This window comes from Kitasatospora cystarginea (assembly GCF_039533515.1).
Classification (GTDB): domain Bacteria; phylum Actinomycetota; class Actinomycetes; order Streptomycetales; family Streptomycetaceae; genus Kitasatospora; species Kitasatospora cystarginea.
Map to the genome: position 1 here is coordinate 63,374 of NZ_BAAATR010000012.1, position 24,133 is coordinate 87,506.

The 24,133-nt window shown below is 73.7% G+C and carries 22 protein-coding genes; 9 read left to right on the plus strand and 13 right to left on the minus strand.

The annotated features are described in order from the left end of the window. Window positions 1–60: 60 nt before the first annotated feature. Window positions 61–837 (plus strand): MerR family transcriptional regulator, encoded by a 777-nt coding sequence (locus ABD369_RS15640; RefSeq protein WP_344636997.1) that lies wholly within the window; start codon window positions 61–63, stop codon window positions 835–837. 127 nt (window positions 838–964) lie between these two features. After that, on the plus strand, window positions 965–1,798 hold the full coding sequence (locus tag ABD369_RS15645) for an inositol monophosphatase family protein (RefSeq protein WP_344636998.1): 834 nt from the start codon (window positions 965–967) through the stop codon (window positions 1,796–1,798). Between the two features lie 32 nt (window positions 1,799–1,830). Here ABD369_RS15645 and ABD369_RS15650 read toward each other — a convergent pair whose 3' ends face one another. Both ABD369_RS15650 and ABD369_RS15655 read right to left on the minus strand, forming a co-directional pair. Continuing rightward, window positions 1,831–3,318, minus strand: a complete 1,488-nt coding sequence (locus ABD369_RS15650; RefSeq protein ID WP_344636999.1) for a pyridoxal phosphate-dependent decarboxylase family protein — start codon at window positions 3,316–3,318, stop codon at window positions 1,831–1,833. Then, window positions 3,315–4,712, minus strand: coding sequence for a diaminobutyrate--2-oxoglutarate transaminase family protein (locus ABD369_RS15655; protein ID WP_344637118.1), 1,398 nt, complete (start codon window positions 4,710–4,712; stop codon window positions 3,315–3,317). The genes ABD369_RS15650 and ABD369_RS15655 overlap by 4 nt, the downstream gene beginning before the upstream one ends. Window positions 4,713–4,902: 190 nt before the next feature. On the opposite strand from ABD369_RS15655, the gene ABD369_RS15660 reads away from it, so the two are divergent. After that, complete coding sequence (locus tag ABD369_RS15660; RefSeq protein ID WP_344637000.1) at window positions 4,903–5,535, plus strand: class I SAM-dependent methyltransferase; 633 nt, start codon at window positions 4,903–4,905, stop codon at window positions 5,533–5,535. Here ABD369_RS15660 and ABD369_RS15665 read toward each other — a convergent pair. Continuing rightward, the gene (locus ABD369_RS15665; RefSeq protein WP_344637001.1) at window positions 5,505–6,821 is read right to left on the minus strand and encodes an MFS transporter; all 1,317 of its coding nucleotides are present in this window, start codon (window positions 6,819–6,821) and stop codon (window positions 5,505–5,507) included. The two genes, ABD369_RS15660 and ABD369_RS15665, sit on opposite strands and share 31 nt — an antisense overlap. 133 nt (window positions 6,822–6,954) lie before the next feature. Continuing rightward, window positions 6,955–7,716, minus strand: a complete 762-nt coding sequence (locus ABD369_RS15670) for a MerR family transcriptional regulator (protein ID WP_344637002.1) — start codon at window positions 7,714–7,716, stop codon at window positions 6,955–6,957. Window positions 7,717–7,816: 100 nt separating this feature from the next. On the opposite strand from ABD369_RS15670, the gene ABD369_RS15675 reads away from it, so the two are divergent. From ABD369_RS15675 to ABD369_RS15690, 4 genes are all read left to right on the plus strand, one after another. Further along, window positions 7,817–8,329: a DUF5753 domain-containing protein gene (locus ABD369_RS15675; protein WP_344637003.1), complete on the plus strand. Its 513-nt coding sequence runs from the start codon at window positions 7,817–7,819 to the stop codon at window positions 8,327–8,329. Beyond that, entirely contained in the window at window positions 8,311–8,523 is a 213-nt protein-coding gene (locus ABD369_RS15680; protein WP_344637004.1) for a DUF397 domain-containing protein, read from the plus strand. Before ABD369_RS15675 ends, ABD369_RS15680 begins: the two co-directional genes overlap by 19 nt. Before the next feature lie 250 nt (window positions 8,524–8,773). After that, window positions 8,774–9,955: an alpha/beta hydrolase family protein gene (locus tag ABD369_RS15685; RefSeq protein WP_344637005.1), complete on the plus strand. Its 1,182-nt coding sequence runs from the start codon at window positions 8,774–8,776 to the stop codon at window positions 9,953–9,955. Between the two features lie 155 nt (window positions 9,956–10,110). Further along, window positions 10,111–11,292, plus strand: coding sequence for an alpha/beta hydrolase family protein (locus ABD369_RS15690; RefSeq protein ID WP_344637006.1), 1,182 nt, complete (start codon window positions 10,111–10,113; stop codon window positions 11,290–11,292). Between the two features lie 65 nt (window positions 11,293–11,357). On the opposite strand, the gene ABD369_RS15695 is transcribed toward ABD369_RS15690, so the two are convergent. Both ABD369_RS15695 and ABD369_RS15700 read right to left on the minus strand, forming a co-directional pair. After that, window positions 11,358–12,065: a response regulator gene (locus tag ABD369_RS15695; RefSeq protein WP_344637007.1), complete on the minus strand. Its 708-nt coding sequence runs from the start codon at window positions 12,063–12,065 to the stop codon at window positions 11,358–11,360. Continuing rightward, a complete protein-coding gene (locus ABD369_RS15700; protein ID WP_344637008.1) occupies window positions 12,062–13,762 on the minus strand; it encodes a sensor histidine kinase in 1,701 nt (566 codons plus the stop codon). Before ABD369_RS15700 ends, ABD369_RS15695 begins: the two co-directional genes overlap by 4 nt. A 173-nt stretch (window positions 13,763–13,935) precedes the next feature. Between ABD369_RS15700 and ABD369_RS15705 the strand changes: the two genes are divergently transcribed. Then, window positions 13,936–15,297, plus strand: a complete 1,362-nt coding sequence (locus ABD369_RS15705) for a cation:dicarboxylate symporter family transporter (protein ID WP_344637009.1) — start codon at window positions 13,936–13,938, stop codon at window positions 15,295–15,297. 145 nt (window positions 15,298–15,442) lie between these two features. On the opposite strand, the gene ABD369_RS15710 is transcribed toward ABD369_RS15705, so the two are convergent. Then, on the minus strand, window positions 15,443–16,651 hold the full coding sequence (locus ABD369_RS15710; protein ID WP_344637010.1) for a hypothetical protein: 1,209 nt from the start codon (window positions 16,649–16,651) through the stop codon (window positions 15,443–15,445). On the opposite strand from ABD369_RS15710, the gene ABD369_RS15715 reads away from it, so the two are divergent. Beyond that, on the plus strand, window positions 16,644–16,892 hold the full coding sequence (locus tag ABD369_RS15715) for an alpha/beta fold hydrolase (protein ID WP_344637011.1): 249 nt from the start codon (window positions 16,644–16,646) through the stop codon (window positions 16,890–16,892). The two genes, ABD369_RS15710 and ABD369_RS15715, sit on opposite strands and share 8 nt — an antisense overlap. Window positions 16,893–16,981: 89 nt before the next feature. Here ABD369_RS15715 and ABD369_RS15720 read toward each other — a convergent pair whose 3' ends face one another. The 6 genes from ABD369_RS15720 to ABD369_RS15745 form a co-directional block, all read right to left on the minus strand. Beyond that, window positions 16,982–18,313 carry an ABC transporter substrate-binding protein gene (locus ABD369_RS15720; RefSeq protein ID WP_344637012.1) on the minus strand — a complete coding sequence of 444 codons (1,332 nt, stop codon included), beginning with the start codon at window positions 18,311–18,313 and terminating at the stop codon, window positions 16,982–16,984. Between the two features lie 166 nt (window positions 18,314–18,479). Continuing rightward, window positions 18,480–19,085 (minus strand): GTP-binding protein, encoded by a 606-nt coding sequence (locus tag ABD369_RS15725; protein WP_344637013.1) that lies wholly within the window; start codon window positions 19,083–19,085, stop codon window positions 18,480–18,482. Beyond that, the gene (locus tag ABD369_RS15730) at window positions 19,066–19,395 is read right to left on the minus strand and encodes a DUF742 domain-containing protein (RefSeq protein ID WP_344637119.1); all 330 of its coding nucleotides are present in this window, start codon (window positions 19,393–19,395) and stop codon (window positions 19,066–19,068) included. Before ABD369_RS15730 ends, ABD369_RS15725 begins: the two co-directional genes overlap by 20 nt. Before the next feature lie 185 nt (window positions 19,396–19,580). Then, window positions 19,581–19,991 carry a roadblock/LC7 domain-containing protein gene (locus ABD369_RS15735; protein ID WP_344637014.1) on the minus strand — a complete coding sequence of 137 codons (411 nt, stop codon included), beginning with the start codon at window positions 19,989–19,991 and terminating at the stop codon, window positions 19,581–19,583. Continuing rightward, window positions 19,988–22,873: a sensor histidine kinase gene (locus tag ABD369_RS15740; protein WP_344637015.1), complete on the minus strand. Its 2,886-nt coding sequence runs from the start codon at window positions 22,871–22,873 to the stop codon at window positions 19,988–19,990. Before ABD369_RS15740 ends, ABD369_RS15735 begins: the two co-directional genes overlap by 4 nt. A 237-nt stretch (window positions 22,874–23,110) precedes the next feature. Beyond that, window positions 23,111–23,908, minus strand: a complete 798-nt coding sequence (locus tag ABD369_RS15745) for an MHYT domain-containing protein (protein WP_344637016.1) — start codon at window positions 23,906–23,908, stop codon at window positions 23,111–23,113. Window positions 23,909–24,133: the final 225 nt, after the last annotated feature.

Here is a 24,133-nt window from a genome sequence, read left to right on the forward strand (position 1 = left end):
CGCTTCTCGGAAGACGACGGACCGCATCGATTGCCGCACCTCCGCCCTATGCTGAGCCGCGTGGCGGAGATCGAGAGCACAGGCAGCAGCGCCCCGCGCGAGTACCGGGTCGAGGAACTCGCCGAGGCCGCCGGTATCACCACGCGCACCCTGCGCTTCTACCGCGAGCGCAAGCTGCTGCCACCGCCGCGCAAGCAGGGCCGGATCGCCTGGTACGGCGAGGAGCACCTGGCCCGACTGCGCATGATCGCCGAACTGCTGGAGCGCGGGCACACCCTCGGCGGCATCAGCGAGCTGATCGGCGCGGGCGAGAGCGGCCGGGACGTCGCCGAGCTGATCGGGCTGCAGGCCGCCATCACCGAGCCGTGGTCGGACGAGACCCCGGTCCACCTCAGCTGGGCGGACCTCGCCAGGGCCTTCGGGGACCAGCTGAGCGACGCCAACACCGCCGAGTCCATCGCCCAGGGCTACATCACCGTCCAGGAGGACGGCATCACCCACATCAGCCGCCGCCTGATGGACGCCACCGTCTCCTTGGTCGCCGAGGGCGTCCCGCTGGCAGCCGTGCTGGCCGCCAGCCGCCGGGCGCAGGAGTACGCGGATGCCGTCGCCGAGGTCTTCACGGCCCTGATCAAGGACGAACTGCTCGGCGCGCTCAGCTGCGCGGCGGACCTGCCGCCCGGCGAAGCCGCCCGGCTGACCGAGCAGATCCGCCGGATCCGCCCGCTCGCCCGCACCGTCGCGGACGCCCAGTTCGCCCTGGCCATGGACCGGCGGGTGCACACCGAGTACGACGCGCTGCTGAGCCGGCACAGGGAGCAGCCCCGGGAGAGCTGAGCGGGCGCCCGCGCCCGGCTCCGCACCTCATTGGCCGTCACACGCCACGGCTCCCCGACGGCCGCCCGGGCCGCCACCCCGGGACCGGCGCGAACCATGATCGCACGAACGTGCGAGAGTGGTAGCAGTGGAAGGGAGCACGCGGGTGCTTATGGAGAAGGTGGCGGAGATACTCGCCGAGGCGTCGGCCGAAGCGGTCGAGCCACGCTTCCGGGCACTGACCGACGGCGAGGTCATGGAGAAGGGCCCCGGGGACCTGGTGACCGTCGCCGACCGCGAGGCCGAGGTGATCATCTCCCGCCGGCTGCGCGAGCTGCTCCCCGTCCCCGTGGTCGGCGAGGAGGCGGTGGCCGCCGACCCGTCGCTGGCCCGGGCTCTGGTCGAGGAGCCGGCGGCCTGGCTGGTCGACCCGGTGGACGGGACCTCCAACTTCGTCGCGGGCCGCCCGGACTTCGCCGTGATGGCCTCGCTGGTCCGCTCCGGGCAGACCGTCGCCGCCTGGATCTGGCAGCCGATCACCAAGGCCGCCTACAGCGCCGAACTCGGCTCGGGCGCCTGGCGGAACGGCTCCCGACTGGTCCGCCGCCCCGCCGACGACGCGCCCGAGAAGTGGCGCGGCACCATCAAGAGCCGCTGTCTCGACCCGCTCGAGCACCACCGGTTGCAGACCAACGCCCGGGCCTTCGGCCGGACCTCCGAGGGCCTGCGCTCGGCCGGAATGGAGTACCCGCTGATCGCCGAGGGCGAGCAGGAGTTCATCCTGTACTGGCGCACGCTGCCCTGGGACCACGCCCCCGGCTCGCTGCTGATCACCGAGTCCGGCGGCGTCTCCGCCCGGCTGAGCGGCTCCCCGTACCACCCCGACCCGCCCGGCGGCGAGGACGGCCTGCTGGTCGCCTCCGACCCGGCGGTGTGGGAGCACACCCGGCGAGTACTCCTCGGCCGCTGTCCAGCCGTCTAACTCCCGTCTCGGCCAATGGATCTGACCATCGATCAGCCATCCGTCTCCCGGCCGGCTCGGACCACCGCCTTGAGCAGCGCCGCGAGGTCGGCCTCCGTGGTGTTCGGATTGAGCAGGGTGAGCTTCAGCCGCACCCGGCCCGGGCCCGTACCCGGCAGTTCGGTGCGGCCCACCACGGCCCGGCCCTCGCGGAGCAGCAGCCGGCGCAGCTCGGCGTTGACGCGGTCCGCCACCCGCGGATCGGCGGTGGCGGGACGGTAGCGGAAGACCACGGTGCTGAGGATCGGTTCGCAGTGCAGCTCGAGGGCCGGTTCGGCACGGACCGACGCGGCGGCGGAGTGGGCCAGTTCATGGCAGCGGTCGACGAGTCGGCCGAGGCCTGACCGGCCGAAGGTCCGCAGGGTGACGGCGATCTTGAAGGCGTCGGCCCGCCGGGTGGTGCGCAGCGAGCGGCCGAGCAGACTCGGATAGCCGGCCTCCTCGTCGTCGGAGGGGTTTAGGTAGACGGCGCGGCGGGCGAGCGAGGCGTACGTCTCGGCCCGGCGGACCAGGAAGATCCCGGCGGCGGTGGGCTGCCAGCCCAGCTTGTGCCAGTCCAGCGCGACGGAGTCGGCGCGGGCGATGCCGTCCAGCAGCGGGGCGAGGCGGTCGGAGAGCAGTGCGCCGCCGCCGTACGCCGCGTCCACGTGCAGCCAGCTGCCGTACCGGGCAGCCAGGTCGGCGATCGGGTGCAGTGGGTCCACCGCGCCGGTGTCCGTCGTCCCGGCGGTGGCGACGACGGCGATCGGCCGCGCCCCGTCCGCCACCGCATCGGCCAGGGCGGCGGCGAGGCGGCCGACGTCCATCCGCAGCTCGCGGTCGACGGGGACGGCCGTCACCGCCCGCTCGCCGAGGCCGAGCAGGGCGGCGGCGCGCTGGATGGAGAAGTGCGCCGCCTCGGAGGCGAAGATCCGGGGGCGTACGCCGGCGGGCAAGCCGTCCAGCTCCACGCTGCAGGCACCGGCGAGCGCATGGTCGCGCGCCAGCATCAGGCCCATCAGGTTGGACTCGGTGCCTCCCGAGGTGAGCACCCCGGCGGCCTCCTCGGGCCGGTAGCCGACCAGTTCGGCGAGTTCGGCGAGCAGCGCGGTCTCCAGGGCGGTGGCGGCGGGCGCCTGGTCCCAGGAGTCCAGCGAGGGGTTGAGGGCGCTGACCGCGAGGTCGGCGGCGACCGCGACGGCCAGCGGCGGTCCGTGCAGATGCGCCGCGCAGGACGGGTCGGCGGGGTCGGCGCTGCCGTACGCGAGCAGTTCGGCCAGCCGCGGCAGGGCGCCCTCGTCGATCTCCGCGCCGTCCTGGACGTACCGGAAGACGCCCTCGAACTGCCGGGCCAGTGCCCTCGGCCCACCGGCCGGGATCGGCCCGCCACGGCGTGCGGCGCCCACCTCCAGGGCGGACAGGGCCAGTTCGACCAGTTCGCGCAGGGCCGCTGGTCCGCGCGTCCCGCCGGAGAGCGGCACCCGGTAGTCGGTGAGCTTCATGCCGACTCCCCGTCGGCGTCGTCGTCGGCGCTCGCGGCGGCCTCGATCGCGTCGGCGAGCCGGTCGAGTACCGCCTCGACCTGTTCGTCGGTGATGGTCAGCGGCGGCAGCAGGCGCAGCACCGCGCCGTGGCGTCCGCCGAGTTCGACGATCAGGCCCCGCCGCAGGCAGGCCGCCCGGACCCGGACGGCCAGCCGCGGGTCGGCCGGGTGGGCGCCGCAGGAGTCCACCGCCCGGCTCGGGTCGACGAGTTCCAGGCCGAGCATCAGCCCTCGCCCCCGGACGTCCCCGATCACCGGCAGCCGGCCCTGGAGTCGGCGCAGCCGCTCCGAGATCCGGGCCCCCAGCAGCGCCGCCCGTTCGGCCAGCCCGCTGGCGGCCACGAAGCGCAGGGTCGCGGCCCCGGCGGCCATCGCGAGCGTGTTGCCCCGGAAGGTGCCGGTGTGCGCGCCGGGGCGCCAACTGTCGTACTGCGCGCGGTAGACCACCACGGCGAGCGGCAGGCTGCCGCCGATCGCCTTGGAGAGCACCATGGCGTCCGGCACGATACCGCTGTGCTCGACCGCCCACATCGCGCCGGTCCGGCCGACCCCGGTCTGCACCTCGTCCACGATCAGCGGGATGCCACGTTCCGCCGTGATCCGCCGCATTTCGCGCAGCCAGTCGTCCGGCGCGGGCACCACCCCGCCCTCGCCCTGCACCACCTCCAGGATCATCGCCGCGGGCGGCAGCACCCCGCCCAGCGGGTCGTCCAGCAGCCGCTCGGCGTACGCCACCCCCAGCCGCGCGCCGCGCTCACCGGACCCGAACGGACAGCGATAGGCATACGGGTACGGCAGTCTGGTGACCTCTCCCCCGCCGGGCAGCGGTGACTTGATGCCGACGTTGCCGGTGACCGCCAGCGCGCCCGCCGTCATGCCGTGGTACGCCCCGGTGAAGGCGAGCGCCCCGCGCCGCCCGGTGGCGGTCTGCATCAGCTTGAGCGCGGCCTCGACCGCGTCCGTCCCGGCGGGGCCGCAGAAGTGCACCCGCGCCTGGTCGGCGAACTCCCGCGGCAGGCTCTCGAGCAGGGCGGTGGTGAAGTCGTCCTTCTCGGCGGTGGCGAGGTCGAGCAGGTGCAGCGGGGCACCGCTGTCCAGGGTGCGCCTGATCGCCTCCAGCACCACCGGGTGGTTGTGGCCGAGCGCCAGCGTGCCCGCGCCGGAGAGGCAGTCGAGGTAGCGCCGCCCGTCCGCCCCCTCGACGGTCATCCCGTTGGCGCGCACCGGAACGATCGGGAACGAGCGCGCGTACGTACGGGCGGCCGACTCGCGAAGGCGCTGGCGGCGGAGGATCCCGTCACCGGCCACGGGCCCGGTGGTGCGCGCGGTCGGCCCGGCGGTGTGGGCGGTCAGGGTCACGAAGGACTCCCCAAGTGAGGTTAGGTAAGCCTAACTTTACTCGCCTGGGGAGTCCGGTCCGCCCGCCGCCCCGAACTTCACCCGGTCGGGTGGTGCGCTCTCACTCCCCCAACGACCGGGCCGTCACCGAGGTCACGTACGCTCCCGCCGTAGACCCCCGAGCCCCGAGCGCGAGGAGCCGCAGATGACCGGCCCAGCCGAACCGCCGAACCGAGCCGAGGCCGGACGGGCCGCACGCGAGCACGCCCGGGAGTTCTTCGCCGTCCGCGCCGCCGACTGGGACCAGCGGTTCCGCGACGACGGCCCGCGCTACGCCGCCGCCATCGCCGCACTCGGCCTCGCCCCGGGCTACTTCGTGCTCGACGCGGGCTGCGGCACCGGCCGGGCGCTCCCCCACCTGCGGGCCGCCGTCGGTCCGCACGGCACCGTCCTCGGCCTGGACCTCACCCCCGAGATGCTCGAACAGGCCCGCACCCACCACGCCGTGGCCGGACTCGTCAACGGCGACGTCTGCCGACTGCCGCTTCGCGACGGCACGTTGGACGCCGTCTTCGGCGCCGGCCTGATCTCCCACCTGCCCGACCCGGCCGCCAACCTGCGCGAACTCGCCCGGGCCACCCGCCCCGGCGGCACCCTCGCCCTCTACCACCCGATCGGCCGCGCCGCGCTCGCCGCCCGCCAGGGCCGCCGGATCACCCCCGACGACCTCCGGGCCGAGCCCAACCTCCGCCCCCTGCTCGCCGGTTCGGGCTGGCACCTCACCTCCTACACCGACACCGACGAGCGCTACCTCGCACTCGCCTCCCGCTCGGCCTGACCCCGGAGTGGGGACGGCTCGGTGTGCCGCTCCGGCACACCGGCGGCCGGCCGCCGCCGCCCGACCACCAGCACCCAGCCCGCGATCGCCGCGACGAGCACCATCCCGAGGCCGGCCACCGCCAGGGTGTTCCGGGCGCCGATCGCCGCGCTGAGCGGACCGCCGAGGGCGGCACCCAGCGGGGCGGCGGTCAGCAGCACCGCGCTCCGGAACGCGAGTATCGTGGTCAACCAGCCCTCCGGCGTACGGTTCTGGAACAGACTGAGACAGAGCGCGCTGTACGGGCCGTAGATCACCCCGCCGAGGGTGAACGCCCCGAGCGAGACGACCGCCGGCGCGTCGAGTGCGAACGGCAGCAGGATGACCCCGTGCCCGGCGACGATCCCGAGGACCACCGGCCACAGCGGCAGCCTGCGCAGGGCGCCGACCGCCAGCGCACCGGCGATCGCGCCGGCCCCGAACACCGCCCAGTACAGGCCGAGCATCCCGGCGCCGGCCCCGAGGTCGCCCTTCACGAACAGCGGCAGCGCCACCTCCACCGGCCCCCAGCACACGTTCAGGAACCAGGTGACGGCCAGCAGGCCGAGCAACTCCGGCCTCCGGCGCAGCAGTTGCCAGGCCCGGCCGACGGGCTGACCGGGCGCTCGCCCGGCCGAGGGGGCGGCTGGCGGACCGCCCAGCAGGCCGGTCCCAAGCGCCAGGACGGCGAAGCTCAGGGCGTCCAGGCCGATGATCCAGGCGGGGCCGACGGCGGCGGCGAGCAGACCGGCGAGCGCCGGACCGGCGATGGTGGACGCCCAGCCGCTGGTGCTGAGCAGCGCGTTGGCGGCCAGCCGCTCCTCCTCCGGCACCAGTTCGGCGACCAGCGCGTACTTGGCGGCACCGCCCCAGGCGTGCAGCAGCGACGAGGCGGCGAGCAGGACGGTGTAGCACACCGGGTCCAGCAGCCCGCCGGCCGACGCCAGCGGCACACAGCCCAGGAACACCGCCCGCAGCGTGCTGTTGGCACACAGCAGCCGACGCGCGGGCAGGCGGCGGACCCAGCGTCCGAACAGCAGCGCACCCACGGCGCCGGGCAGGGAGTAGGCGGCGAGCGCGATACCGAGCACCGGACCCGACCCGCCGGGCGGCGCGATCCGGACGGCGAGCCACGCCACGGCCACCACGCTCATGCCGTCGCCCAGGTCGGATGCCAGCAACGCCGGTAACAGACGCCTGAACCGGCGCAGCATCAGAAGGTCGCGGTACTGCCTGGGTATCAGCCGGTCCGGCCGTCGGAGGAACATGGGCGCAGGTTCGCAGTTCAACCGCGCTTGAAGTCAACTCCGCCGGCAGCCGGACCCGACGGACGGCGCCTGTTCCGTCGGATCCGGTCATCGGGCCGGACCCGGGTCGAACCCATCAGGTCCAGCTCATCGATCACACAAGGCGGGTGTCCGCGTAGGTGAGGATCGCCTCGCGCTGGTACTCGGCCAGGCCGGTGGCGATGGTCTCGTAGGCGGCCCGCCAGTGGTCGTTGTCCACGACGCTGCGGCCGATCGCCCGGAACTCCTCCGCGCTCACCGGGCGGACCTCGGTGAACGCCCGGTACTGGCCGTCGATCTCGGCCTGGACCTCCGGGTCGGTGACCGGCGTCCCGGCGACCATGAACTCCGCCATCCGGACCATCACGGCCGTCCGCTCGCGCTGGCCCCGCTCGGCCTCGGCCAGGGTGGTCGAGGCCGCCAGCCGTTCGGCCTGCTCGGCCCACTCCGGGAAGTCGGTGCGCAGGTCGGCGTCGATCCGTGCGGTGTCGAAACCCTCGAACAGGTTCTCCGGGCGGTTGATCTCAGGCATGGTGCCTTCCTTCCTGGTCCTCTGCAGTTCGACGATGGTGCGGGCGACGGTCCGGGCGAGGGTGTCGAGGCGCTTGCGCTCCTCGACCAGCCGCTGGTGGTGGCTGCGCAGCAGCTCCAGTTCGTCCACCTGCGCGCTGAGGATCCCCCCGATCTCGGTCAGACCGAGGCCCAACTCCCTCAGCAGCAGGATCTGCTGCAGCCGCAGCAACTGGCCATCCTCGTAGTAGCGGTGGCCGTTGCCGCCCACGAACGCGGGCCGCAGCAGTCCGATCTGGTCGTAGTGCCGCAGCGCCCGAGCCGTCACCCCCGACATCCGGGCGACCTCAGCAATCGGCCAGGCCATCACCCGCCCCTTTCACCGTGTGTCTCGCGGCCGGGTTCTCCCGGCCACGTCCCAGACGTTATGCGTTGACGCTGCGGCAGCTTCAAGTGCGGGAATCCCGGTGATCCGAGGTCACCTGACTGCGGATTACGCGTACGCGGTGCTGCGCTCTGGCAGCCCTCGGGACGCGGTAGAGAAGATCGACGAGAAGCTGGCGGCGCGGATTGAGCGTCAGGACATCTTGAAACGACCCGTCCCGCCGCACCTCTGGTTGATCCTCGATGAAGCCGTTCTGCGTCGTCCGGTGGATGGTCCAGAGGTTATGAAGGCACAACTTGATCACGTGCTCTCGGTGGCTCAACGTCCGAACGTCGTGGTCCAGGTACTCCCCTTCGCGAGCGGCGCGCATCCTGCGATGGGCGGCTCGCTGACCATACTCACGCTCGCGAACGGCACAGAGGCGGCATACATGGAGGGCAGCCACACGGGACACCTTGAGGAAGACGCGGAAGCTGTCAGGGGGTTCCGGCTGTCCTACGATCTGATCAAGGCTTCGGCCTTGCCGCCGGACGAGTCAACGGCGGTGATCAAGACCGCGATGGAGGACTACGCAAGATGCGCATCCCCGACCTGAGCGCCGCCACATGGCGCAAGAGCACTTACAGCAATGGCGACGGGGGACAGTGCATCGAGGTGGCTGATGGCTTCTCCGGCATTGTTCCTGTCCGTGACTCCAAGGACCCCAACGGCCCGGCGCTGGTCTTCCCGTCCGAGGCGTGGTCGGCGTTCGTCGCCGGGGTCAGGGCAGGGGACTTCCCTGTCGTCTGACCGACCGGCCGCGCCACTCACCGCCCCGGCAGGGACCACCCGGCTGGGGCTGTGGTGCGTCATGGGACGGGACAGGGTCCGCTGAACTGCGGAAACGGTTCAGGGTCCAACGACACTCGACAGGCGATCCCAATGTTCTCGCGCGGCCCCGTCCCCCTCCGGGCGTAGGCCGGGTCCACCCCGAAGCGGACGTCTCGGTCCGCCTGTGAGGGGACGTCAGGCGATGCCCTCACGATCTACCGTCCTTGCCATGACCAGAATTCGTCGCACCGCCGCTGCCGCCGCGCTCGCGCTCCTCCTGCCGCTCCCGATCGCCGGGATGGCCTCCGCCACACCCTCCGCCACCGCTTCCGTGGCGGCCGCGCACACGGCCCCGAACGTCTTCGCCTCGCCCGAACTGCCCCGCCCGACCGGCCCGCACGCCGTCGGCCGCGACATCCTGCACCTCGTCGACCAGGACCGCCCGGACCCCTGGGTGCCCTCCGCCGGCCCCCGCCAACTCATGGTCTCGATGTACTACCCCGCCCACCCCGGCACCGGCGGACCGGCCCCCTACATGACCACGGAGGAGGCCCGGCTGTTCCTGAAGGCCAAGAACGCCGAGTCCTTCCCGCCCGAGCTGCTCACCGGCACCCGCACCTGGGCACACACCGACGCCCGTCCCGAGCACGGCAGGTTCCCGCTGGTGGTGCTCTCCCCCGGAATGACGCTGCCGCGCGCCACTCTCACCGGCCTCGCCGAGGACCTGGCCAGCCGGGGCTACGTGGTCGCGCTGGTCGACCACACCTACGAGGCGGCCGGCATCACCTTCCCCGACGGGCAGACGATCCCCTGCGGCCAGGTCTGCGACACTCCCCCAGCGGGCGGGCCGGGGGAGGTGTCCCAGAGCCGGGCCAAGGACGTCTCCTTCGTGCTCGACGAGTTGACCGGGCGCCACCCGGCCTGGCGGTACGCCCGCATGATCGACCCGAACCGGATCGGCATGGCCGGCCACTCCATCGGCGGCGACGCCGCCTCCGTGGCCATGGCCGACGACGACCGGATCCGGGCCGGGGTGAACATGGACGGCAGCTTCTGGGCACCCGACCCGGCCACCGGTCTGCACGGCCGCCCCTTCCTGCTGCTCGGCGAGCAGGAGGACCACCCCGCCGGTGGCGGGGACACCAGTTGGGACAAGGCCTGGGCCAACCTGGACGGCTGGAAGCGCTGGCTGGCCGTCACCGGTGCCGACCACGGCAGCTTCACCGACATGGACGTCCTCGCCGCGGCTGCTGGAAAGCCGACCCCCAACGGGATCCCCCCGCACCGCTCGGAGGAGATCACCCGCAGCTACGTCGCGGCCTTCTTCGACCTCCAGCTCAAGGGCATACCGCAACCGCTGCTCGACGGCCCGTCCCCCGCCAACCCCGAAGTCACCTTCCAGCACCCGTGATCCTGCCACCGCCCCCGTGACCGCCGCCGGGCGGGCCACCACCTCGGCCCGCCCGGCGGCCCGAACAGCGGACGCAGGCCCGACCGCAGACGTGACAGCGATGTCCGCCACTGAGTGGACGTCAGACCGCGGCCTGGTCATCTACCGTCCTTGCCATGACCAGAATTCGTCGCACCGCCGCAGCCGTCGCGCTCGCGCTCCTCCTGCCGCTCCCGATCGCCGGGATGGCCTCCGCCGCACCCTCCGCCAGCGCTCCCATAGCGGCCGCGCACACCGCCCCGAAGGCGTTCACCACGCCCGAACTGCCCCGCCCGACGGGCCCGCACGCGGCCGGCCGCGACATCCTGCACCTCGTCGATCAGGACCGCCCGGACCCCTGGGTGCCCTCCGCCGGCCCCCGCCAGCTCATGGTCTCGATGTACTACCCCGCCCACCCCGGCACCGGCGGACCGGCCCCCTACATGACCGCCGAAGAAGCCCGGCTCCAGCTGAAGCTGATGCTCCCGAACTCCGACTACCCGCCCCAGCTGCTCGCCAACACCCGCACCCGGGCACACGCCGGCGCCCGCCCGGAACACGGCAGGTTCCCGCTGGTGGTGCTCTCCCCCGGATTCGCCATGTCACGCTCCACTCTCACCGGCCTCGCCGAGGACCTGGCCAGCCGGGGCTACGTGGTCGCACTGGTCGACCACACCTACGAGGCGGCCGGCATCACCTTCCCCGACGGGCGGACCCTGGCCTGCGCCATCTGCGACACGCCTCCCGCCGGCTGGCCCGGGACGGTGTCCGCGAGCCGAGCGAAGGACATCTCCTTCGTGCTCGACGAGTTGACCGGGCGTCACCCGGCCTGGCGGTACGCCCGCATGATCGACCCGAACCGGATCGGCATGGCCGGCCACTCCATCGGCGGCGACGCCACCTCCGTGGCCATGGCCGCCGACGACCGGATCCGGGCCGGAGTGAACATGGACGGCCACTTCAATGCGACGGAGCCGGCCACGGGCATGCACGGCCGCCCCTTCCTGCTGATCGACAAGCTGGCGGACCACCCCGCCGGTGGCGGGGACACCAGTTGGGACAAGGCCTGGGCCAACCTGGACGGCTGGAAACGCTGGCTCACCGTCACCGGCGCCGACCACACCAGCTTCACCGACGCGGACGTGCTGGGCGCCGCCATGGGCATCCCCACCCCCAACGGGCTCCCCGCGCCCCGCTCGGAGGAGATCACCCGCAGCTACGTCGGCGCCTTCTTCGACCTCCAGCTCAAGGGCATACCGCAACCGCTGCTCGACGGCCCGTCCCCCGCCAACCCCGAAGTCGCCTTCCAGCACCCGTGATCCCGCCACCGACCCCGTGACCGCCGCCGGGCGGGCCACCACCTCGGCCCGCCCGGCGCTACGCGCTACGGGCCGGAGCGCTGCGGAGCGATCCGGTAACAGAGTTCCGGGCGGCCCACCTGGCCGTACTGGGGCTCGCGGACCGCGAGGCCGATGTCGACCAGGTGTTCCAGGTAGCGGCGGGCGGTGATCCGGGAGACTCCGGCGGCGGCGCCCGCCGCCGCGGCGGACAGGCCCGCCTCGGCGTTGCGGAGCACCGCCGCGACCGTCTCCAGGGTCGGCGCGCTCAGGCCCTTGGGCAGGGTGCTGCGCTCGGGGGCGGCGCGGAGCGCGGCGAAGGCCTGGTCCACCTCGTCCTGTCCGGTGGCCTCGCCGGTGCGGGCGAGGGTGTCGCGGTAGCGCGCGTACCGCTCCAGGCGGTCGTGCAGGGCGGCGCTGCTGAACGGCTTCAGCAGGTACTGGACGACTCCGGCCGAGACCGCCTGCCGGACCATCGCCAGGTCACGGGCCGAGGTGACGGCGATGATGTCGCTGGAGTGCCCGGCGGCACGCAGGGTGCGGCAGAGCTGCAGGCCGTGCCCGTCCGGGAGGTAGAGGTCCAGCAGCACCAGGTCGACCGGGGTGCCGGCGGCTCTGGCCCGGTCCAGCTGACGGAGCGCGTCGGTGCAGGTGTGCACGGTGGCGGCCACCCGGAAGCCCGGCGTGCGCTGCACGTACAGGGTGTGGGCGGCGGCGGCCACCGGGTCGTCCTCCACCACGAGTACGTCGATCATCTGACCGCCTCCCGCTCGCTGCCGTTCCGCACCGCCGCCCGCTCCACCGCGCCGCCCGCCCCGTGGTCCGCCGCCTCGCGCCGGAGCGGTAGCCGGACGGTGAGCACCGCGCCGCGCTCGCGTCCGACCTCGACGGTGCCGCCGTTGCGCCGGGCGGTCTGGGCGACGAGCGCGAGTCCGAGGCCCCGGCCGCCGCTCTTGGTGGTCCAGCCGCGGCGGAAGACCTCGGTGGCGGCCTGCGGGTCGATGCCGGCTCCGGTGTCGGCGACGCGCAGCAGCAGTTCGCCGCCGTCGATCCGGGCGGTGACGGTGACCTCGGGCGGGCCGGCGGCCGTCGCGGCGCCCTCTATCGCGGCGTCCACCGCGTTGTCGATCAGGTTGCCGAGGACGGTGACCAGGTCGCGCGGGCTGAGCGTGGCGGGCAGGACGCCGTCGTCGATCCGACTGTCCTCGGTGAGGGTGAGCTCGACCCCGCGTTCGGCGGCCTGCGCGGCCTTGCCCAGCAGCAGCGCGGCGAGCACCGGTTCGCCGACCGCCGCCACCACCTTGTCGGTGAGCTGCTGGGCCAGGGCGAGTTCGGCGGTGGCGAACTCCACCGCCTCGCGGTGGCGACCGAGTTCGATCAGTGAGACGACCGCGTGCAGCCGGTTGGACGCCTCGTGCGCCTGTGCGCTGAGCGCGTCGGCGAAGCCCCGTACCGAATCCAACTCACCGCTCAGCGCCTGGAGTTCGGTGTGGTCGCGGAGGGTGATCACGGTGCCGAGGCCGGGGCCGACGGTGGAGGTGTTGAGGACCACCACCCGCTCGTGCGCGAGGTGGACCTCGTCGCGGACCGGCGCCGGGCCGAGCAGGGCCCGCATGAGCGACTCGGGCAGGCCGAGGCCGGACACCGGCAGGCCCTCCAAGTCACCGGACAGGCCGAGCAGTTCGCGGGCGGCGTCGTTGCAGAGCACCACCCGCCGGGCTCCGTCCAGCAGCACCAGGCCCTCGCGCACCGAGTGCAGGGTCGCCTGGTGGTACTCGTAGAGGTGGCTGAGTTCGGCGGCGCCCATGCCGTGGGTGTGGCGGCGCAGCCGGGCGCCGACCAGGTAGGTGCCGAGTCCGCCGAGGGCGAGGGCGGCGAGGGCGACGCCGACCAGGGCGGTCAGCGGCCCGCGCAGCCGTTCGCTGATGGACTCGACCGTGATGCCCGAGCTGACCAGGGCGATCACCTGGTGCTGCCCGTCCAGCACGGGGACCACGACCCGGACGGAGGGGCCGAGGGTGCCGGTGTAGGTCTCGGTGACGGTGCCGCCGGCCAGTGCCCGGTCGATGTGGCCGAGGAAGGGTTTGCCGATCTGGGCGGGATCACGGTGGGTCCAGCGGATGCCGTGGGTGTCCATGACGGTCACGAAGTCGACACCGGTGTCGCGGCGGACCTGCTCGGCATACGGCTGGAGCAGCCGCGACGGGTCCGGCCCGGCGGTGGCCTCGCGGACCGTCGGCGAGTCGGCGACCGCCCACGCGGTGGCGGTGACCTGGCGGCGGGCGGAGTCCTCGGCACGCCCGGCGGTGGACAGGTAGGCGAGGACCGCGCCGCCCGCGACCACGCCCGCCACGATCACGATCTGCACCGCGAACAGCCGCGCCGCCAGGCTGCGCCGGCGGCGGCGCGGCGAGGGGTTCGGGGGCGAGTGCGTGCCAGACAGCCGGTGCATGCCAGACAGTGTGCCTTGCCCACACGGCGCGGCGGATATGCGTGAACTCTATGAACTTAAGCGTGACGGCCGTCACTCCCGGCGCCCATAGTTCGGTACGGCCCACCACCCGGGCCGGCACGGCGGTCCACCCCCCGGGGCCGCCAGCGACGACAGGGCAAAGGAGCCGCAGCATGACGACCGCAGAAATCGGAGCGAAGAGACCCGCCGACCGTACCCACCGGCTCTATCTCGCCGTGATCGTCGCGGTGCTCGCCGGCATCGTGGTCGGCCTGACCGCGCCCGGCACGGCGGTGGAGCTGAAGCCGATGGGCACCGGCTTCGTCAACCTGATCAAGATGATGATCAGCCCGGTGATCTTCTGCACCATCGTGCTGGGCATCGGTTCGGTCTCCAAGGCGGCCAAGGTCGGCCGGGTCGGCGGACTGGCCCTCGGCTACTTCCTGCTGATGTCGACCGTCGCCCTGGCGATCGGCCTGGTGGTCGGCAACCTGCTCGACCCCGGCTCCGGTCTGCACCTCACCAAGGCCCTCGCCAAGGCCGGCCACGCCCAGGTGGCCGGCGGCTCGCAGGGCACCGCCGACTTCCTGCTCGGCATCATCCCCACCACCGCCTTCTCCGCCCTCACCCAGGGGCAGGTGCTGCAGACCCTGCTGGTCGCACTGCTGGCCGGCTTCGCACTGCAGGCGATGGGCCCGGCCGGCGCGCCGGTGCTGCGCGGCATCGAGCACCTGCAGAAGCTGGTGTTCCGGATCATGTCGATGATCATGTGGGTGGCACCGATCGGCGCCTTCGGCGCGATGGCGGCAGTGGTCGGGGCGACCGGGACGGCCGCGCTCAAGAGCCTCGCGGTCATCATGATCGGGTTCTATCTGACCTGTGTGCTGTTCGTGGTCGTGGTGCTCGGCCTGATGCTGCGCCTGCTCGCCGGGGTGAACGTCTTCGCCCTGCTGCGCTACCTCGGCAGGGAGTTCCTGCTCATCCTCTCCACCTCCTCCTCGGAGAGCGCGCTGCCCCGGCTGATCGCCAAGATGGAGCACCTGGGCGTCAGCCGCCCCGTGGTCGGCATCACCGTGCCCACCGGCTACTCCTTCAACCTGGACGGCACCGCGATCTACCTGACCATGGCCTCGATCTTCATCTCCGAGGCGATGGACAAGCCGATGTCGATCGCCCAGCAGCTCTCGCTGCTCGTCTTCATGGTGATCGCCAGCAAGGGCGCCGCCGGCGTCACCGGTGCGGGCCTGGCCACCCTGGCGGGCGGGCTGCAGTCCCACCGGCCGGAACTGGTCGACGGCGTCGGCCTGATCGTCGGCATCGACCGCTTCATGTCCGAGGCGCGTGCCCTGACCAACTTCGCGGGCAACGCCGTGGCCACCGTCCTGATCGGGCACTGGACCAAGGAGCTCGACCGCGACCGGCTGGGCCGGGTCCTCTCCGGCGAACTGCCCTTCGACGAGAGCGCCCTGGCCGACTCCGACCACCACGCCCCGGCTCTCCCGCCCCAGCCCGAGCCGGAACCCGCCGCGGCCTGACCCGCCGCCACCCGCACCCCGGTCCGGGGCCGCCACCTCGGGCGCGGCCCCGGACCGGGGCGTTCCCGTCGCGCGCGAAGCGACCGGCACCCGGCACCGACCGCACGGCACCCCGGGCCGGTACCGCCGGACTTCCCCCGGGCCGTCAGCCCTGCCCGGGGAAGTCCGGTACGAGGAAGTCCGGTCCGGGGAGGTCGACTTCGGCCCCGCTGACCGCCCAGGCGAGGCCGGTCGCGGGGTCCTCGACGGCCAGGTGGACGTACCAGACCTCGTCGGCGGGCTCGCACCAGGTGAAGCAACGCAGGCGCGCGATCAGCGCGTTGACCTCGGGTACGTCGACCCCGGCCACGGCGCCCCCGGGCAGCGGGAGCCGGGTCTCGCCGGTCATCGCGGAGAGCACCCGCCACAGCGCCAGCCGCCCGTCCGCCGAACCGAGGGCCGGACTGCCGCTCGCGGCCTGCACCAGCGCCGGATACGCGGCGCAGAACGGGATGTGACCGCCGGTCACCCGGCTCCGGGCCACCCGCCTGCCGCCGGTACCGCCCTCGCGCGCCGGCCACCCGGCCGGCAGGCGCTCCGCGGCCGAGAAGCCGACACCCCGGCGGCCGGTGTCCCACACGCCGGGGGCCAGCCGCTCCCATCCGGGCGGATCCACCGGACGGACCGGCCGCCCGTTGCTCTCCGGCGACCAGGAGCCCGGCACCAGCTGCGCCACCGCGTCCAGCACGGAGCCGCGCACGCACGCCACCTCCAGCCACGGCGCGAGCCCTCCCAGCAGCCGGGTGGCGGTCAGCCCGGCGGCCCGGCGGCCCGGCGGAGGCAGTTCCACCGGCCCGAGCCCCTCCAGGGTCGCGGGCAGTGCCACCAGCGCCCGCCGCGCACCGCCCTCCGGCAGGTACTCGCGGATCCGGCCGCGCTCCTCCCAGCCGGGCACCTCCCATGACTCCAGGGCCAGCGGTACGCCCTCCGGGTCGGGCTCCGCCCCGCAGGAGAGGTCCTCGCCCAGCAGCACCCGGGTGTGCGCGACCAGCCGCCGCACGGCGGGCGGTCCGAGCAGCGGAGCCAGCCGGCGCCAGGTGTGCCTGGTGGCCAGCACCTCCCACAGCGGACCGGCGTCGTGGTCACTCGCCCCGGCGGCGGTACCCGGGCCGCCGTCCCGGTCGAAGAGCCGCGCCGCGAGCTCGGGCGGCGCCCCGTACGCGACCAGGTGCCCCAGCGGCGCCACCTCGGCCGCCGCCGGTTCACCGCCCCGGGCCACCGCCGCCGCCCGGGTGTACCGGTACAGGCCGAGCAGCTCCGGCCAGCGGCCCTGGACCGCCAGGCTGCGCAGTCTGCGCTCCTCGAACGTGATCACGTTTTTCAGCGTACGTCCGGCGGCCCGGCATGAGCTGACACATCGTCAGTCCGGTGCGTCGCGGCCGGCGCGGCTCGGCGGCGGACTCGACTGGAGCCCGCTGCCGGAGCACCTGCACGCGTTCGCCGCTCTCCTTCCGGCCGCCAGGGCCGAGGTGGTGGTCCAGCCCGGCGGCGGGCACTACCCGCGGCTGGACGATCCCGCGGCGTTCACCGGGGCGGTCGCGGCCTTTCCCACCTGACGCCCGACCCCCACCTGACGCCCGACGGGCGGGGTCCGGCCGAGGCCCGGGCGGGCGGCGCGGTCCGCGCCGGACCGGCCGGACGGCTGCTACTGGTTGGCGGGGGGCTTGCCGCCGGTCAGGACCCAGCGGACGTCGGAGAAGCCGCGCTGCTGCTCCGTCAGCCGGCCGTTCTTCACCTGCTGGAAGGTGACCCAGGTGTTCACCAGGCGGGGCGACTCGGCGCTGGGGAGCATGTCGGTCATGCCCCAGTTGAGCCTGGGGGTGGTGCCACCGGTGTCGAAGGAGTCGCCGCTGTCCAGCTCGGACCGCAGGGTCTTGGCGGTGAGCGGCTGGCCGGCCGCGCTGACCCGCTGGCAGGCCTGCAGGAAGACCTGGTAGGCGACCCAGGTGTTCTGCACACCGAGGTCGGAGGTGTCGATGCGCAGGTCGCCCGCCGACTGGACGGCGGCCCGCAGGTCGTCCCAGACCCTGGCCCCCGCCGGCGGGTACCAGCCGACCGCGAGGCTCTCGTTGAGCGGGCTGCTGGTCCCGCCCGTGGCGTCGATCACGGACTGCTGGACGCTGCCCAGCAGCGAGGCCAGCACGGTGTGCTTGGGAGCGAGCCGGCGGTAGGTGTCGATCAGGGTGAGCGTCTGGTCCGGGCCGAGCGCGTTGGTCACGCAGGAACCCGTCTTGTCGTCCCCGATCGCCCGGCTCGCGGGCTCCTGCAGGTCGAGGACCTTCTCCGCGACCTTGATGTCGGTGAGCTTGACCCCCGAAGGCTGCAGCGCCCCGCTCAGATAGCGGGTCAGGGTGTCACCGGCCCTGGTGTCGGGGCGGATCAGTGTGACGCTGCGGCAGCCCGCGGCAGCCAGCTGGCGTCCGCTCCCGGCCACCAGGGTGGGCGTGCCGCCGGCCACCGGGTACGAGTCCGGGCTGCTGAAGTCGGCGCTGGAGAGACCGAATCCGCCCAGGTAGGGGATCCGGGCGTTCTCCAGGGCGGGCATGAAGGCGTCGGCGTACTGGCTGTAGGAGCCGATCACGGCCAGCGCGTGGGCGTCCACCGCCTTCCGGGCGCAGGCGGTGGCACCGTCCGCGGTGTTCTGCTCGTCGCAGGTGAGCACCTTCAGCTTCCGGCCGTTCAGACCGTCCTTGAAGACGGTCTTCCCGATCGCGACGGCGACGTCGGTCACCCCGTGCCGGTCGGCCGTACCGCTGCCGGACGGGGCCCAGGTCATCACCGTGTAGTCGTCGCCGCCGTCGGCTCCGGCCGGCGCCGAACCGCCGCAGGCCGAGGTGGCCAACAGCCCGGGGAACACCGCCAGCGCGGCGGCCATCGCCCCGGCCCGGCGGCGGAGCCGACCGCCCGGCCGATCGCGGTCGAACGGCCGTCTGTGGTCCGGGAGTTGTCCGGCCGCCGATCCGGAGCGCCTCGTCATGCTGTCGTTCCTCCTGCCGTTTCGGCCGGGTTGGAGCCCGCGGCCAAGTGATCACCCAAGCCCGGACCGGGCACGGCCCGGCGGACTCCACGCGAACAGCAGGAAGACGTGAGTGGAACACCCTGTTGTATGGCCAACTTTTCATCTGCGGCCCGGTGGCAGGCCGCTAACCCACCTCCGCGATCAGACGGGCGGCGTGCACCCGGCCGGCGTGCTCGACCAGGTCGATCAGTACGCCCTTACCCGAACTGCGCTGCCTGGCATCGCAGATGAGCACCGGCGTGCCCGCTTCCAGGTCGAGTGCGCGGGCCACCTCCTCGGGCCGGAAGTCCCGGGTTCCCTCGAAGCGGTTGACCGCCACCACGAACGGGATGCCCCGGTGCTCGAAGAAGTCCACCGCCGGGAAGCAGTCGGTCAGCCGGCGGGTGTCGGCCAGCACCACGGCACCGAGCGCCCCCTGGGCCAGCTCGTCCCAGAGGAACCAGAACCGGTCCTGCCCCGGGGTGCCGAAGAGGTAGACCGACAGCCCGTCCCTGATGGTGATCCGGCCGAAGTCCATCGCCACCGTGGTGGTGTTCTTCTGCTCCACCCCGCCGAGGTCGTCGACTCCCCTGCCCGCAGCGGTCAGCTGCTCCTCGGTGCGCAGCGGCCGGATCTCGCTCACAGAGCCGACCAGCGTGGTCTTGCCGACACCGAAACCGCCGGCCACCAGGATCTTGAGCGCGAGCACCGGGGTGTCCCGCACGCGGGTGTCAGAGAGCGCGGAGTCCATGGATGACCTCCTGGAGGATGTGCTCGTCGGGGAGCAGGGCGGGCGGTACCGGACGGCTGACCCGGATGAGCTCGGCGGCCAGCAGGTCGCCCAGCAGCACCCGCACCACACCGAGCGGCAGGTCGGTCTCGGCCGCGATCTCGGCGACCGACAGGGCGTTGTTCCGGCAGAGCGCCAGGATCAGGCCCGCCTCGGGGCCGATCGGCAGATCCTTGGCGTCCGGCACGTCACTGACCACCAGGGCGATCAGGTCGAACTCCAACCCGGCCGGGCGGGTCCGACCCCTGGTCATCGCGTACGGGCGGACCATCGGACCGGCCGCGTCGTCGTACCAGTGGTGGGGCCGTGGGGGCCGGGTGGGCCGCGGCGGCGGTGCCGGACGGCCGGACGGCGGCACCGGCAGACCCGGGACCGGCGGATGGTCCGGCACCGGCAGGCGGGGGATCGACGGGTAGTCCGGCGCCGGACGACCGGGCCACGGGTGGGACATCACGCTCACCCGCCGACCGCGCCGCGGGGCGCGGCGTACAGGTGCTCGCCGACCCGGCGGACCAGACGGGCCATCTCGTAGGCGATCAGACCGAGGTCGGCCTCGGCGGTCGAGAAGACCGCCAGGCAGGTGCCCTCACCCGCGGCCGCGACGAACAGGAAGCCGTGCTCCAACTCGACCATGGTCTGGCGCACTTCACCCGCCTCGAAGTGCCGTCCCGCCCCCTTGGCCAGACTGTGGAAGCCCGAGGCCACGGCGGCCAGGTGCTCACCGTCCTCGCGGCCGAGGCCGGCCGAGGTGCCCATCGCCAGACCGTCGGCGGAGAGGATCACGGCGAATCTGACCTGGGCGACCCGGGAGACCAGCTCGTCGAGCAACCAGTTGAGCTCTCCGGCGTGATGCGTGGTGCCGATCATCGAGGCCGTCCTTCCGTGGGGCCGGGACCTGTGGGGGCTGTGGGGCCGGGACCTGTGGGGGCTGTGGGGGTGCTGGGCCGAATCGGGTTCCGGCCGCGCGCCCAGCCCTGCTGGAAGGCGGACATCGCGGCCCGCGCCTCCTCCGGGGCGCGGCCAAGGACGCCGGTTCCCCCGCCAGGGCGGGCACCGGGCCGCGGCCGCGGCGGGGCCTCGCGCAACTGCGGGGCCAGGCTGGCCTGGCGGACCCGGCGTGGGAGTTCGTCGTCCGCCGTCTCGGGCCGGCCGGGCGCCCGCTGGGCCTGCCCGGCCGACTGCGGAGGATCGGCAGCCGCCGGACGTACGGCGGAGGCCAGTCCGGCAGCCGGGTCCTGGCGGGCGGAGAGCGGGCGGACGACGGCCGCACGGGTCGGCGGATTCTCTCCGACGGTCGGGTTCGGTCCGGCCGGCGGATTCGGTCCGGCCGGCGAGTTCAGTCCAACGGGCGCCGGGAACCGGGACGGACGGCTGCCGTCGGCGCCGAACGGGGTCAGCCGCAGCACCCCGGGATGGTTCCCGTTCGCACCGAACGGCTGCACCGTTCCCGCCCCACCGGCCGACGACTCGGACAGCGACTCGGCCGGCGGCACCGGAGGCAGCACCGGGACCTGCGCCGGGGCCGCGACCGCAGCCGGGTGCGGCGGCACCTCCACGTCGCCAGAGGCGAGTTCCTCCACCTCCGACCCGGCCGACGGCCCACTCGGGGCGCTCTGGGCCGGAAAGCTCAGCAGCACGGTCGGCAGCAGCACCACCGCCGTGGTCCCGCCGTACGCCGAGGGCCGCAGCGCCACCCTCACCCCGTGCCGCTTCGCCAGCCGGCTGACCACGAAGAGCCCGAGACGGTCGCTGTCGAAGAGGTCCACCTGTTCGGAGGCCTCGATCCGGCGGTTGGCGTCGGCGAGCGCCTCCGGGCCCATGCCCAGACCCCGGTCCTCGATCTCCAGCGCGTACCCGTTGCCGACCTGTTCGCCCCGGATGTGCACCTTGGTGTGCGGGGGCGAGAACCCGGTGGCGTTCTCGACCAGTTCGGCGACCAGGTGGGTGAGGTCGGCGACGGCTGATCCGGTGAGCGCCGCCTGCGGGAGGCGGTGCACCTCGACCCTGGCGTACTCCTCTACCTCGGCGACGGCCGCGCGGACCACGTCCATCAGCGGTACGGGTTTGCGCCAGGCGCGGCCGGGGGCGGCGCCGGAGAGGATGATCAGGCCCTCCGCGTGCCGCCGCATCCGGGTGGTCAGATGGTCGAGCCGGAACAGGTCCTCCAGTTCGGCCGGATCCTCGGTGCGCCGCTCCATCGCGTCCAGCAGGGTGAGCTGGCGGTGCACCAGCACCTGGCTGCGCCGGGCCAGGTTGACGAAGACCCCGGAGACCCCGCTGAGCACCTCCGCCCGTTCCACCGCGGCGGTCACCGCCGCCCGCTGCACGGTGCCCAGCGCCCCGTGCACCTGGCCGATCTCGTCCGCGCCGTGCGGGCGCAGCGGCGCCTCGGTCTCGATGTCGATCTCCTCGCCGGCGCGCAACCGCCGCATGGTGGCGGGGAGTTTGCGACCGGCGAGTTCGAGGGCGGAGTTGCGCAGGCCGACCAGCTCGGCGACCAGGCCGCTGCCGATCTCTACCGAGATCAGCAGCGAGGCGATGACTGCGGCAAGTCCCAGCAGCACGGCGGCGCCGGAGGGGGTGAACAGGCCCGGCGCGTACGGGTCGGCGCGCTCGGCCGCGCTGCCGGCTGCGGCGTCGACGGCGAGCAGTGCGCGGCTGACGTTGTCGGCGGCCACCGCCCACTGGTCGGGGCTCACCGCGGCCACGGCGGCCCTGCCGTCGGCGGCGGTACGGACCGCGTCCTCGTAGCGGGTGAGGTCGCGGTAGTCGGTGCCGGAGGAGGTGGCGGTACCGGCGGTGACGGCGCTCAGCGCGGCGCGGTCGGCGGGCCGCAGGTCGGCTCCGGCGGTCTGGAGGAGCAGCCGGCGGGCGTAGCCGGCGCCGTCGAACTCGTGCAGCTGCCCGTCCGTCAGCCTGCCGGTGATCTGGCCGTTGCGCAGCAGGGCGTCCTCGCGGGCGAGCAGTTCCCGGGAGCGGGCGAACTCCAGCAGGACCCGGGCGTCCGAGGCGACCCGGTTGTCCGGGAGTCCGGTGGTGGCACCGGTGACGTCCAAGGCCCGGTCGATGGCGGCGGTGTAGTCGGCGTAGGTCTCGTCCCAGCCGGCCGAGCGGGACAGCACCCGGCCGCGGAGCAGGCCGAGTGAGGCGACGGCGGCGGTGAACGCGTCCACCCGGGTGGCCGTCGCGGCGCCCAGGCCCAGGGCGTCGGCCGGGTTGTAGTGGTCGCCCAGCTCCAGCGGGGCGACGGCCCGGTCGGTGGCCTCGGCGGCGTCCCGCAGCGCGCTCTCCCTGACGGTGCCTCCGGTGGCGGCCAACAGCTGTCCGGCGGCGGAGCGTTCGGCCTGCAGCGCGGTGACGGTGGCGTCGACGGGGTCGAGCAGGGTGTGGTGCACCCGCTGCAGGCTGAGTTGGTCCCAGACGTTCCGCGCGGTGGTGACGGTGGCGAACGACCAGAGCGCCATCACCGAGACCACCGGGACCATCAGCAGGGCGACGATCCTGGCACGCACGGTGCGGGGGCGCAGCCGCGACCCGAGCGGTCCGGCCGCCGCGCGGGCGGCGCCGGAGCCCGGCTGACGGTGCGGCGGGTCCTGGGTGGCCGGCGGGACGGCTACGGTCTCGCGGGCGGGCGGGCCCGCGTGGGCGCCGCGGCGCTGACCGGTGCCGCCGGGGCGGACGGGGCCGCGCACGGTGCCCGGGGTGGTGGCCGCCGGTGCGCTGCGGGCGGTGCCGCGGCGTACTCGCATGGGTGAGGGCCTTTCGGTGCGGTACTCGGTGCTGTCCGGTGGGGTGGTGGGGTTGTGGTCAGCCAAGGGGCGCCCGGGGCACGGGGGAGCGCGCGACCGGCGGATGACGAAGGCGTGGGAGGTCTCGTACGGCCCCCGCGCTCCCGGGGTGGTGGGGGTACCGGTTCCCGCGTTTGGTGGACGGGTTGCGCCACCGGTGGCGCGGGGCCTTACGCCACGGGCCGCCGCCTCGCGGGTTCAAGCCGCGTGGTCGAGGTCGGCTGGGCGCAGGTCCTCCACGGTGAGTTCGCCGGCCTCGCGGTAGGCGGCGCGCTCCTGGGCGGTCGGGGAGAGCGCGACGAAGGCCGAGGTGAGGAAGAGGAAGGAGCCGAGTCCGACCGCGAGTGGGAAGACGAACTCCATCGGGGTGGCGCCGCCGAGCTCGGTGCGGACGGGGTGCATGTGGACGTGGACGGCGGCCATGCCGGTGTAGTGCATGCAGGTCACCGCGATGCCCATGACCAGCGAGGCCGCCGCGGCCGCGTACACGTTGCGGATGGTGACGGCGGCCCAGAGCGCGGCGGTGGCGGCACCGACGCCGATGAGCACCGACAGGCTCACCGTGGCCGGGTCGTAGCCGATGGCGCCGTGGATCCGGACGGCGCTCATGCCCAGGTAGTGCATGGCCGCGACGCCGAGGCCGGTGGTGAGTCCGCCGAGTGCCAGCGCCCGGTTCCGGTGCCGGCCGTGGGCGACCACGAACACCCCGGCACCGGTCACCAGGACGGCGACCAGCAGGCTGAGGACGGTGATCGGGACGTCGTAGCGCAGTTCGGTACCGCTCACGCTGAACCCGAACATCGCGACGAAGTGCATGGTCCAGATGCCCGAGCCGAGCGCGGCGGCCGCCGTGAGCAGCCAGTTGCGCCGGGCGGTGCCGGTGGCGGACAGCGCGCGCAGCGTGCAGCGCAGGCCGAGTGCGGCGCCCACACACGCCATCAGGTACGCGAGGATCGGTGTGAGCCAGCCGAAGCTGAAGTGGTGCAGGGTTCCCATCGGGGCCTCCGGAGCACAGGACCGTCGCGCGTTTCCGACGCACAGTCATATGCCTTTCGCATAAGCGCTTTCGATCTCGGATGCGCTGGACGCTACCCAGCGTCCGCAATTGGTCACCAGAAGATGTGAAAAGCTGCCCACAAAGGCCCGGGGGTGTGCTCGAATGGTGCGCCACCCCTACCCACGGCCCGGCGCACCACCGCTCGCGCGCCGGCGCACGCCCCG